At 73.5% G+C, this 10,756-nt stretch carries 12 protein-coding genes; 9 read left to right on the top strand and 3 right to left on the bottom strand.

Translation table 11 applies throughout. The features are described from left to right. Positions 1 to 114: 114 nt before the first annotated feature. From HCU62_RS10565 to HCU62_RS10575, 3 genes are read left to right on the top strand one after another with little or no spacing between them, the layout of a single operon-like run. Positions 115 to 1,041 carry a 50S ribosomal protein L11 methyltransferase gene (locus tag HCU62_RS10565; protein WP_163299211.1) on the top strand — a complete coding sequence of 309 codons (927 nt, stop codon included), beginning with the start codon at positions 115 to 117 and terminating at the stop codon, positions 1,039 to 1,041. Then, entirely contained in the window at positions 1,041 to 1,808 is a 768-nt protein-coding gene (locus HCU62_RS10570; protein ID WP_169755614.1) for an RsmE family RNA methyltransferase, read from the top strand. Before HCU62_RS10565 ends, HCU62_RS10570 begins: the two co-directional genes overlap by 1 nt. Next, positions 1,805 to 2,893, top strand: coding sequence for a mannose-1-phosphate guanylyltransferase (locus HCU62_RS10575; protein WP_163299877.1), 1,089 nt, complete (start codon positions 1,805 to 1,807; stop codon positions 2,891 to 2,893). Before HCU62_RS10570 ends, HCU62_RS10575 begins: the two co-directional genes overlap by 4 nt. A gap of 17 nt (positions 2,894 to 2,910) precedes the next feature. Here HCU62_RS10575 and HCU62_RS12730 read toward each other — a convergent pair whose 3' ends face one another. The 3 genes from HCU62_RS12730 to HCU62_RS10590 are packed head-to-tail and all read right to left on the bottom strand — an operon-like array spanning position 2,911 to position 4,796. After that, positions 2,911 to 4,293 (bottom strand): radical SAM protein, encoded by a 1,383-nt coding sequence (locus HCU62_RS12730; protein WP_169755616.1) that lies wholly within the window; start codon positions 4,291 to 4,293, stop codon positions 2,911 to 2,913. A 19-nt stretch (positions 4,294 to 4,312) separates the two neighbouring features. Then, on the bottom strand, positions 4,313 to 4,528 hold the full coding sequence (locus HCU62_RS10585; protein ID WP_163299376.1) for a hypothetical protein: 216 nt from the start codon (positions 4,526 to 4,528) through the stop codon (positions 4,313 to 4,315). Between the two features lie 31 nt (positions 4,529 to 4,559). Further along, the gene (locus HCU62_RS10590) at positions 4,560 to 4,796 is read right to left on the bottom strand and encodes a hypothetical protein (protein WP_163299377.1); all 237 of its coding nucleotides are present in this window, start codon (positions 4,794 to 4,796) and stop codon (positions 4,560 to 4,562) included. A 343-nt stretch (positions 4,797 to 5,139) separates the two neighbouring features. Between HCU62_RS10590 and HCU62_RS10595 the strand changes: the two genes are divergently transcribed. The 6 genes from HCU62_RS10595 (at position 5,140) to HCU62_RS12885 (ending at position 10,519) form a co-directional block, all read left to right on the top strand. Then, entirely contained in the window at positions 5,140 to 5,328 is a 189-nt protein-coding gene (locus HCU62_RS10595; RefSeq protein WP_163299378.1) for a hypothetical protein, read from the top strand. A gap of 12 nt (positions 5,329 to 5,340) precedes the next feature. Beyond that, complete coding sequence (locus HCU62_RS10600) at positions 5,341 to 6,288, top strand: aldo/keto reductase (RefSeq protein ID WP_163299379.1); 948 nt, start codon at positions 5,341 to 5,343, stop codon at positions 6,286 to 6,288. A gap of 100 nt (positions 6,289 to 6,388) precedes the next feature. Beyond that, complete coding sequence (locus HCU62_RS12735) at positions 6,389 to 6,655, top strand: PqqD family protein (protein ID WP_163299380.1); 267 nt, start codon at positions 6,389 to 6,391, stop codon at positions 6,653 to 6,655. After that, positions 6,652 to 8,139, top strand: a complete 1,488-nt coding sequence (locus HCU62_RS10610) for a radical SAM protein (RefSeq protein ID WP_163299381.1) — start codon at positions 6,652 to 6,654, stop codon at positions 8,137 to 8,139. Before HCU62_RS12735 ends, HCU62_RS10610 begins: the two co-directional genes overlap by 4 nt. After that, positions 8,136 to 9,458, top strand: coding sequence for a B12-binding domain-containing radical SAM protein (locus HCU62_RS10615; protein WP_163299382.1), 1,323 nt, complete (start codon positions 8,136 to 8,138; stop codon positions 9,456 to 9,458). The genes HCU62_RS10610 and HCU62_RS10615 overlap by 4 nt, the downstream gene beginning before the upstream one ends. Before the next feature lie 11 nt (positions 9,459 to 9,469). Further along, positions 9,470 to 10,519, top strand: coding sequence for a radical SAM/SPASM domain-containing protein (locus HCU62_RS12885; protein WP_163299383.1), 1,050 nt, complete (start codon positions 9,470 to 9,472; stop codon positions 10,517 to 10,519). Positions 10,520 to 10,756: the final 237 nt, after the last annotated feature.

The raw sequence follows: 10,756 nt of genomic DNA on the forward strand, positions 1-10,756 counted from the left end.
AAATGAAGGGCGGCCCGGGCGCGGGTGCCCGGGGCCCGTCAGTCTTTCTTTTCGGTTTCTCTACCCCGGAACACCACAAAAATCAAAACCGGCCGCGGCCGGTCTCGGGATGCCATGGACGAGAAGAACCGCGGGGACGAAAAGTGGATCGAGCTCCGGTTGGCGGTTCCGCCGGCCCACGTGGAGGCCGTGGCCGCCTTCCTCGCCGACGAGCTCGGCCGCGGGGTGGTGACCGGGGCCTGGATCGACCCGGAGGCGCCGCCGGAGCTGGCGGACGTCCGGGCCTACCTCACCCCGGCGGAGCGGGCGGGGGGGTTCCCGGGGCGCCTCGAGGCCTTCCTCCGCGGCCTCCGGCGGCTGTACCCGGGGTTTCCCGGGGCGCCGCCGGCGTACCGGGAACTGGCGGAGACGGACTGGAGCGAGGGATGGAAGCGGGACTTCGCCCCCTTCCGGGTGGGGCGCCGCTGGCTGGTCCGTCCCTCCTGGGCCGCGGCCGCCCCCCGCCCGGGGGACGTCATCCTCCAGATCGACCCGGGCCGGGCCTTCGGGACGGGCTCCCATGCCACCACGGCCCTGCTCCTGGAGCTCCTGGAGGCGGTCTGGCCGGCCGGAGAGGAAGGCGCCGGGCGGCCGGCGGTCCTGGACGTGGGGACCGGGACGGGGATCCTCGCCGTGGCGGCGGCCCGGCTGGGGGCGGCGGCTGTCACCGCGGTGGACGTGGACCCCGACGCCGTGGAGGCCGCGCGGAAGAACGCCCGGGTCAACGGCGTGGCGGCCGTGGTCCGGGTGGTCCGGGGCTCGGCCGATGCGGCCTCCGGCGCCTTCGACCTCGTCCTCGCCAACATCGAGCGGAACGTCCTCCTGGATCTTGCGCCGCTGCTCGCCGGGCGGTGCCGTCCCGGCGGCCGGCTCCTTCTCTCGGGGCTTCTTGCGGCGCAGGGGGGCGAGGTGGCCGCCGCCTTCCGGGCGCACGGCTTCCGGATCGACCGCGAGGCCCGCCGCGACGAGTGGTGCGCCCTCTCCCTGGTGAAGGGGGCCTGATGCATCCCCGGTTCTTCCTCCTCCCCGAGGGGACGCGCCCGGGCCCGGACGGCACGGTGGCGCTCGCCGGGGAGGAGGCGGTGCATCTGCGGCGGGTGCTCCGCCTCCGGGAGGGGGACCGGGTGCATCTCGCCGACGGCACGGGCTGGCGCGCCCCGGCTCGGGTTCGCCGCATCGGGGCCGGGAGGGGGAACGGGCCCCGGGTGGTCCTGGAGCTGGCCGGGCCGGCGGAGGAGGTGGACGACCTCGTCCCGGTCCACCTCTTGGTCGCCGTTCTCAAGAAGGAGGCCATGGACTGGCTCGTCCAGAAGGCCGCCGAGCTGGGGGCGGCCCGCCTCCAGCCGGTGGTGACGGCGCGCACCGTGGTCCGGCTCGACTCGAGCCGGGCCGGGGCCCGGCTGGAGCGGTGGCGGGGGCTGGCCCGCCAGGCCCTCAAGCAGTGCCGGGGGGGGCGGGTCACCGAGGTGGCCCCGGTGGCGCCGCTGGAGGCGGCTCTCGCCGCCTGCGCCGGGCTCCCCGGGCGCTTCTTCCTGTGGGAGGGCGGGGGGCGGCCCCTGGCCCGGGCCTGGGCGGAGTTGGGGCGGCCCTTGCCGTGCGCGGTGCTCGTGGGCCCGGAAGGCGGGTTCGAGGCGGGCGAGGCCGCCCGGGTCGAGGCGGCGGGGTTCGTGCCGGCCGGCCTCGGTCCCCGCATCCTCCGCGGCGAGACGGCGGCCGTGGCCGCCCTGGCCGTGCTGGCCGGGTTGCGCGGCGGCGGGGCGGGGCCGTGAGCGCCCGCCGCCACGCCCTCGTCCTCGCCGGGGGGACGGGTACCCGGCTCTGGCCCCTGAGCCGCCGGGCCCGGCCGAAGCAGTTCCTTCGCCTCGGCGGGGGGGAGCGGACGCTCCTCCAGGCCGCCGTGGACCGGGTCCGGCCCCTGGTGCCCCCCGAGCGCCTCTGGGTCGTGGCCAAGCCCTGGATGGCCGGCGAGGTGCACCGCGAGGTCCCGGATCTCCCGGAGGAGCACCTCCTCCTCGAGCCCTGTCCCCGGGGGACCGCCGCCGCGGTGCTCCTCGGGGCCCTGGCGGTGATGGGGCGCGACCCGGAGGCGGTCCTGGCCGTCCTGCCCTCGGACCACGTGGTGGGAGACGCGGCGGCCTTCCGGCGGGTGCTCGATGCGGCCTTCCGGTGGGCCGCGGACCACCCGGACATCGTGGCCGTGGGCCTGCGGCCCCGGCGGCCCGAGACGGCCTTCGGCTACGTCGAGACGGCGGCGTGCCTCGGCACCTGCAGCGGCGTCCCGTGTCACCGGGCCGCCTCCTTCCACGAGAAGCCCGGCCGGGCCGAGGCCGAGGCCTTCCTGCGCTCCGGCCGGCACTATTGGAACGCGGGGATGGCGCTCTTCCGGCCCGGCGTCCTCGTCGAGACGGTGGAGCGCCGGGCGCCGGCGCTCGCCGCGGCCCTCGGGGGGCTCCGCGCCGCCCTGGGGGGGCCGGCCGCCGGGCTCGAGGCGGCCTACGCGGCCCTGCCGCCCGATTCCCTGGACGTGGCCCTCCTCGAGCAGGCGGACAACCTCGTGGTCTTCGAGGCGGACTTCGACTGGCACGACGTGGGGCTCTGGGAGGGGCTCCGCGAGATGGCGGGCCGGGACCCGTCGGGGAACGCCCTCCTGGGCGGGGGCGAGGCGGTGCTCCTCGACGCGGCGGGGCTCACGGTGCACGTGGAGGCGGGGCGGCTCGTGGCGGCCCTGGGGGTCCGGGACCTCGTGGTCGCCGTGGTGGGTGAGGCGGTCCTCGTGTGCCCGCGGGACCGGATCGACGACCTCCCGCGCCTCGTGGCCGAGCTGGAGCGGCGGGGCCGGGGGCGGTTCCTCTGAGGGCCCCGGCCGCCGCCTCAGGCAGCGGTGAGGCCGGGGCCGGTGGCGGCGATCCGGTAGAGGACGTCTTCCAGGGCCAGGCCGATGGCCGTCTCGTCTTCGAGGTCCCAGCCGCCGTGCCGTCTCGGGGCCAGGCGGGCGGCGCAGACGTCGGTCAGGTTGGCGAACCACTTCCGGGCGAGGTTGCCCTTCCGGAGACGGTCGAGGACCTCGCGGCGCCGGGCCTCGAAGGCGGCGGGCGAGGGGGCCTCCATGACGTTTCCCATGGCGTAGGCGGGCTGCATGGTCTCCGGGCAGGGATAGACGGTGCCGTCCGGGCCGATGGCGATCCGGTTCATGATGCCGCTGCAGAGGTAGGCGCGGCGGATCCGGGTGGGGGCCGTGACGGCCTCGATCAGTTCGTTGATGCCGCCGATGGCGATGTCCTCGCCGCGGGCCCGGGTCTCGAAGAAGAAGTCCAGCATCTCGGCGTAATAGCGCCGGAGCCGGTCGCCGCTCACGATGTCGTCCGCGAAGCGGGCGCTCTGCCGGCCCTCCACGCAGGTGCAGCTCAGGCGGCCGGTGAAGCCCGCCAGGTAGGCCAGGATGGGTTTCAGCTCCGGCGGATGGCGGCGGCTGTACGTCATCTCCAGCATGTCCAGGCAGCGGTGGCGCTCGAGGCGGCGGATGCCCGCCAGGACGTCGTCGAAGCTGCCCCGGCCGTCCGGGTGGGGCCGGGTCAGGTCGTGGACCTCCGGGGGGCCGTCGATGCTCACCGATACGCGGACGCCGTGGGCCGCCAGCATGGCCGCGATGTCGTCGGTCACCAGGGTGGCGTTGGTGGTCATCCCGTAGGCCAGGTCATGGCCGGCGGCCCGCGCGTGATCGAGCACGGCGCGGATGGCCGGGAGGTTCAGGAGGGGCTCCCCGCCGAAGAGGCCGATATCCTTCGCGCCCAGGGCCACGGCGAAGTCCACGGCGCGGCGGGCGACCTCCGGGGGCATCAGGGCTCGGCGGGGGCGCCTTTCATAGTAGGCACCGTAGCAATAGGTGCACCGGAGGTTGCAGGCCTCGGCGAGGACGAGCTGGACGGAGACCGGGGACGTCAGGGGTTGTTCGACGACCCGGCGCCGGTAGACTTCGCCGAAGAGCTCCAGCAGCCACTCCCGGGTCTCCGGGGCCCGGAGGGGGCCGTCCCATGCCGGGGCGAGCGCTTGGCCGGGGTCGCAGAGGGCGTGGAGCGCCTCCGCATGGCGGGAGGGCACCCGGCGCAGGACACCGCTCGTGGTTCCGTAGGCCACCCACCCGCCCGCCCTTTCAAAGAGATGGAGGTCCCGCCGGAAGACTTCGGCGATGTATCCCCAGACCTCGGGGGCCCCGGCGGCCGTGGCCGGTGCCGGTTCGTCGGAATGCGGGGGCACGTGCCTCGGCGTCGGGGGCCTAGCGCCCGCCGCCCCGGAGGATGGCCTCGAGTGCGGACCTGAGGCGCTCGGTAGGTTCGAGGTCCAGGGCGGCGACCACGTCTTCCACCCGATCTTCCGGGAGCTCGACCTCAATCCGGAGGGACAGGGGGGCGTCCTTGTTGCAGACGAGGCCGGCCACCTTGGCCACCCCGAGCCGCTTGAGGACGGCGAGTTCGTCCTTGATGTCCGGCATGGTCTCTCCTCCTTACGGCATGCCTGGGGCTTCAGCCCCGGTGCTCCGCCTTTTTGAACCCCCGGAGGATGGCCTCGAGTGCGGACCTGAGGCGGTCGGTGGGTTCGAGGTCCAGGGCGGCGACCACGTCCGCGACCTGGTCCTGGGGGACCTCCACCTCGATCCGGAGCGTCACCGGGGCCTTCTTGTTGCAGACGAGGCCGGCCACCTTCGCCGTGCCCAGGCGCTTGAGGACCTTGAGTTCATCCTTCAGGTTTTTCGCGTCCATCCATCTCCTCCTTGATGTTTTTCATGTCGGGTCTCGGAAACTGGCAACCATGGTATCTATAAAAACCTACATGTTCAAGCGGAAAATGTAAAAAAAGAATAAACAAAAATTAATACATAGAAAATTGAATACGAAAGAAGTCACCGCCCCGGTGCATACGAAGTCACCGCACAGCCTTGACGGCGCCGGGGGGGCGGTCCATAATCTCCGCCATACACAGGATGGGCCCGAAGGGTGCCCGTGTTGGCCGTCGATCACGAGAGTTCGTTTCCCCTTTCCGCGGTTCAAGGGGCGGTGCGAGGGCATCGCCCGCGTGGAGAGGTCCGACAGGGAGGTGGGGTCCATGGAAGATGGCCAGATTCGTTTCTGCCGGGAGGAGAACGCGGCCCTTGGAAAGGCCGCCGTCTCCCGCGGCGCCGCGGGGGACTTCGGCCTTTCCGGGGCCGCGGACCCGCTCCATGCCGGCGGCCGGCGGCCGGTCGTCTCGGGCCGGGGCACCGGCGGTCTTACCCCGCACGCCGGGGTGGGCTGAGGCGCCCCGGCGGTGGGTGCGGCGCCCCCGGTGGAGGCCACGTCCGGCGGTCGCGCACGGCTGGGCATCCGCCGGCTCGGCCGCACCGGTTTCCGCGTCTCGGAGATCGGCTTCGGCGCCTGGGGGATCGGGGGGGCGGCGGCGCCCGGCTATGGTCCCACCGATGACGAGACCTCGATGGCCGCGGTCCGGTTGGCCGTTGAGCTCGGCTGCACTTTTTTCGACACCGCGGACAGCTACGGGTTCGGCCACAGCGAGCGGCTGCTCGGCCGGGCCCTGGGGGCCGTCCGGGACGGGGTCTTCATCGCCACCAAGGCCGGCTACGACTTCTATCACGGGCCGCCCCGGCCGAATTTCGCCCCGGCCTATCTCCGGTGGGCCCTCGAACAGAGCCTGCGCCGGTTGCAGGCCGAGTCCGTGGATCTCTTCCAGCTGCACGATCCGCCCGCGGCCGTGCTCTTCGACCCCCGTGTGGTGGCGGTGCTTCGTGCCCTCAAGGCGGAAGGCAAGGCCCGGGCCGTGGGCGTCTCCGCGGCCACCGTGGAGGACGCCTTCTGGGCCCTGCAGGCGGGCTGGCCGGAGACCGTCCAGGTGCACTACCACATGCTGGCCCCGGAGGCAGAGGCGCTCTTCCCCCTGGCGGCGGCCCGGGGGGTCGGGATCATCGCCCGGGAGCCCCTGGCCAACGGCGTGTTGACCGGGAAGTTCGGCCCCCGGCCCCGGCTGGCCCCGGGAGACATCCGGGCCCGGAGGGGGGCCGCATACTGGGCCCGGGCGACGGCTGCGGCGGCGCGGCTGGCCCGGTTTTGCCGGGAGGGGGAGACTCCTACCCAGCTGGCGTTGCGGTTCGTGCTGGAGCGGCCCGAGGTGTCGGTCGTGGTCTGCGGGTGCAAGACACCCGCCCAGGTCAGGGAAAACCTGAGGGAGGTGCGACGTGGTGCAACAACAAGCGACGGCTAGGGAGCAGGCGGGTTGGGCCGGCACGGAGTGGGATCCGCGGAGCGGGACTCTGCTCGGCGCCTTTCCGGCGGCGCTGCAGCCCCTGGTGATGGAGGCGATCATGCCGGCGGTCCCCACGCCGGCCACCGACATCTGGTACGAGGACGAAGAGCACGGGGCCGTGGTCGTCATGCGGCACGGCCTCCAGTGGCAGCTCAACCACTCGGCGGCGGCGCTCTGGTCGGCCCTCGGAAAGCCCGTGCGGGAGATCGTCGCCGAGATGCAGGCGGCCTTCCCGGACGCGGACCCGGACGAGGTCGCCTTCTGGTCGGTGGCCTTCCTCGTCGAGGCGGCCCGGAACGGCCTGGTGGACTTCGAGGTCCGGTGAGCCGCCCCGGTTCGATCGAGGACGCCGACGTCCCGGGGGCGGCTCGCTGGCGGGTGGTGCTGCCGCCCGGGGAGGCGCCGCCTCCGGTTGGGGAGGTGGCGGTGCGCCTCTTCGAGCGGGGGGCGCCGGCCTGGGCCACGCCCTGGGCGGAGTGGCGTTTCGCCCCGCCGGCCGGTCCCCTCGTCGCCGTGGAGGTGGATCTTCGGTGCCCGGATCTGCTGGGGGCCCGGCTCCTGACCCGGGACGGCGCCGCGGTGGCCGTGGACCATGCGTGCCCGGAACCGGGGCGTCTCCCGGCGGCGATCGATCTCCTGTTGTCCGTTTCCACCCCGGCGGGGGACCGGGTCCTCCGCCGGGCGTCGGCCGAGGTACCCCGCCGGGTGCAACAGTCGTCGGCCGAGGCCGTGCGGCTGGGGTCGGCCCCTGCGATCGAGTGGTTTTTCCTCGAGCTCACCACGGCTTGCAACTATGCCTGCACCTATTGCCCGCGGCCGCTTCTGACCCGTCCCCAGGGGGCGATGCCCTTCGATCGGGCCCGTGCGGCCCTGGAGATGATCGCCGCCTACCGCCGCCGGCATCCCCTGCTCCAGAACTACGCCGAGGCCCGGCATCCCGTCTTCCTGCACGTGATGGGCGAGCCGCTGCTCTACCCGCGCCTCGTCGAGCTCCTGGCGCACGGGCGCGGGCTGGGCCTCGACTTCGCCCTGGTCACCAACGCCTCTTTGCTCACGCCCGAGGTGGGAGCCGCCCTCCTGGACGTCGGGGTCCACAGCGTGGTGATGAGTCTCAACGCGCCGGATGCCCGAAGCTACGCCGCCACCGGCGCCGGCGCCCCCTTCGACGAGGTGGTCCGCAACATCCAGGCCTTCGTGGCGGAGCGGGCGCGGCGCGACGCGGTGCTGCCGCGGGTCGAGATCCAGCTGCTCTCGTCCCGCGGGGCCGAGATCGCCGCCGGCCCCCTCGTGGAGACCCCGGCCCAGGTGCAGGAGCAGCTGGCCTTCTGGAGCGACCTCGTCCGGGACGTCGAGGCCGAGGCGGGCGCGGCCGCCCCCGCGGGGCGGGAGGCGGCTACGTGGCCCCGGGCCCTGGAGCAGCCGCCCTGGGACCCGGCCCACTACCTGCCCATCGGACGGCACGTCTGGCTGGTGGTCAAGCGGGCCTGCAACTTCGCCAACGCCCTCTTGCCGCCGGGCCGGGGCGTCCGCCCGGCCGGGACCGGCCGCTGCCTCTTCGGCGCGCCGGAGCGGACCTTCTGTATCTTTTGGGACGGCACCGCCAGCTTCTGCTCCCTCGACTACGACAACGAGGTGAACCTAGGTGACGTCTTCGAGCACGGGATCGAGGCCCTCTGGGCCGGGCGCCGCATGTCCCGCATCCGGGATCTCATGCGCCGCGGCCGGCTCCCGGAGGCCCTCTGCCGGAGATGCCTCGGCCGGGTGGTGCCCGCCTCCGCGGTGCCCCGGCCTGGAAGGAGACCGACGTGAAGGATGTCCTCCTGGTCAACCCCCCCATGTGGTCGCCCAGCGCCCAGGCGGCCTTCAACGGGCTGTGCCCCCCGCTGGGGCTCGGCTACCTCGCCGCGAGCCTCCTCGAGGCGGGGGCCACGGTGGAGATCGTGGACCTGGCCGTGGCCCCGGAGCCCCGGGCGGCGCTCGCCCGGGCCCTGGAGCGGACGCGCCCGCGCCTGGTGGGCATCACCTCCATCTCGCAGAACTACGACCTGGCGCTCGAGGCGGCGCGGGCGGCCCGTGCGCTGGCCCCGGAGGCCCTGGTCGTCATGGGCGGCCCGCATGCCTCCTATTGCTGGCGGGAGGTGCTCTCCAACCGGGAGGTGGACGTCGTCGTTTGCTTCGAGGGGGAGCGGACCATCGTGGAGTTGCTCCGGGCCGTGGATGCCGGGCGGCGGGGCGCGGCGGCCGCCCTGGCCGAGACGGCCGGCATCGCCTGGCGGGACGGGGAGGCGGCCGTTCAGACCCCGGCCCGGCCGCCCGAGACCGATCTCGACCGGCTGCCTCATCCGGCCCGGCACCTCCTGCCCATGGCCCGGTACGGCCGGCCCGGCAACATCATGACCAGCCGGGGATGCCCCATGAAGTGCATCTTCTGCATCTCGAGCACCTACGAGGGGAACTACCGGCCGCGCGGGGCCGAGGACGTCCTGGCCGAGCTGGAGGAGCTGCGCTTCGTCTGGGGCCTGCGGGATCTCTATTTCATCGACAACGTCTTCACGGTGGACGCGGACCGCGTGCGGGCCATCTGCCGGGGGATCGTGGAGGCGGAGCTGGAGATCCGCTTCGATTGCGTCTCCCGGGCCAACCTCGTCACGGAGGAGCTGGTGGGGTGGCTCCGGGCCGCCGGCTGCCAGCGGGTCGAGATCGGCGTGGAATCTGGTTCCCAGGAGGTCATCGAGCAGCTGCGCAAGGGGATCACGCTGGACCAGGTGCGGCGGGCCGCCGAGATCACCTTGGGACAGGGGCTTACGCCGATGTTCACCTTCCAGGTGGGCGCCCCCTTCGACACGCCGGAGACCCTGGAGGCCACGCACCGCCTGGCCGCGGAACTGCGGGCCAAGGGGGCCGTGACCTTCTTCTCCATCATGACGCCCTTCCCGGGGACCCCGCTGGCGCTGGAGGCCGAGGCGCTCGGCGTCCGCATTCATGCCCGTGCCTGGCGGGATTACCGTACCTCGAACCCCATCAGCGAGACCCGGTGCCTGTCGCGCAACGACCTGCGCCGCGCCCTCTACCGGGAGACCCTGGCCCAGCTCCAGGAGGGGATCGCCCCGGGCATGGGGCTTTCGTGAGGGAGGCGCTCGTGGAGACACCGTGCGATCACCTCTACATCGAGCTCACGGACCGGTGCAACCTGGCGTGCCGCCATTGCTACCTGGCCGCCGGGCCGGCGGGGGCCCGCACCCTGGAGACCGCGGTGGTCCGCCAGGCCCTCGAGGACTTCCGGCGCCTGGGCGGGCTCTCGGTGGCCCTGAGCGGGGGCGAGCCCCTGCTCCACCCGGACTGGCGCGTCCTGGCCCGGGCGGCCGCGGACCTCGGCCTGGCCGCCACCGTGGTCACCAACGGGTGGGCCCTCGGGCCAGAAGATCTCGAGTTTCTGCTCGATTCCGGGGCGCGCCTCGCCCTGAGCCTCGACGGCGCCCGGGCCGCCACCCACGACGCCATTCGGGCCCCGGGTGGGTTCCGGCGGGTGGGACACGTCCTCGATCGGCTGGCCGCGCTCGGCGCCCAGGAGCGGTGCATCGTCTGTTTCACCCCCAACCACGAAAACGTCGGCGAGCTCTATCCCCTGGCCCGGCGGCTCTCGGGCTGGGGCTTCCGGCACCTCTACGTCTCGTCGCTCGAGGACCGGGGCCGCGAGCGGGAGCATGCCCCGGAGCTCGGGTTGACCACGGCGGACCGGGTCCGGCTGTTGACACAGCTCGTCCTGCTGCTCACCGATCCCGCCCTCGACCTGGCCCTGGATCTGGGGCACTTGCAGTACTTCCTGGCCCGGCTCCTGGGGTGGGACGATGGCCCGGGCGATCCCATCGAGGGGACCCTCCGGGTCGCCCCCGACGGCCGCGTCTATCTCACGGCCTACGTCGACGACGATCGCTTCGTCCTGGGGGACCTGCACCAGGAGCGCCTGCACGAGATCGGCGGACGCCCGGTCCTGGCCGAGTGGATCCGCCGGGCCGAGGCACGCCGGGCGCACCCGCCGGGTGCGTGCGCGGCATGTCGCCACCGGTGGGTGTGCGGCGGGGGCAGCCCGGCGCGGGCCTTCGCCGTGCACGGCACCCTGGAGGGCCCGGACGAGTTTTGCGAGGCCAAACAGGCCTTTCTCGAGGCCTGGTATCGATCCCTGGCGTAATACGCCATTCGGAAAAGGAGGTCGCGATTATGGAAAGGCATCTTGGGCAGTGGGTGCCCCCCAGTGCCGTCGGCATCCCGGTGATGGGGCCGGCGGCGCCGTCCCCGGGTCCCTTCGGCGGCGTACGGATGGGTTACCCGGCCGGCGGGGTTCGCATGGGTTACCCGGCAGGTGGTGTACGGATGGGCTACCCGGCAGGCGGTGTCCGCATGGGGTATCCCGCAGGCGGCGTACGGA

Origin of the sequence: Dissulfurirhabdus thermomarina (assembly GCF_012979235.1) — a bacterium.
In the GTDB taxonomy this organism is placed as follows: Bacteria; Desulfobacterota; Dissulfuribacteria; order Dissulfuribacterales; family Dissulfurirhabdaceae; genus Dissulfurirhabdus; species Dissulfurirhabdus thermomarina.

Excerpts from the sequence above, each read along its gene's own strand:
- HCU62_RS12735 (WP_163299380.1), top strand. The coding sequence starts at position 6,389 with ATGCCGGCGGTCCCCACGCCGGCCACCGACATCTGGTACGAGGACGAA.
- HCU62_RS10595 (WP_163299378.1), top strand. The coding sequence starts at position 5,140 with ATGGAAGATGGCCAGATTCGTTTCTGCCGGGAGGAGAACGCGGCCCTT.
- HCU62_RS10565 (WP_163299211.1), top strand. The coding sequence starts at position 115 with ATGGACGAGAAGAACCGCGGGGACGAAAAGTGGATCGAGCTCCGGTTG.
- HCU62_RS10590 (WP_163299377.1), bottom strand. The coding sequence starts at position 4,796 with ATGGACGCGAAAAACCTGAAGGATGAACTCAAGGTCCTCAAGCGCCTG.
- HCU62_RS10585 (WP_163299376.1), bottom strand. The coding sequence starts at position 4,528 with ATGCCGGACATCAAGGACGAACTCGCCGTCCTCAAGCGGCTCGGGGTG.
- HCU62_RS10570 (WP_169755614.1), top strand. The coding sequence starts at position 1,041 with ATGCATCCCCGGTTCTTCCTCCTCCCCGAGGGGACGCGCCCGGGCCCG.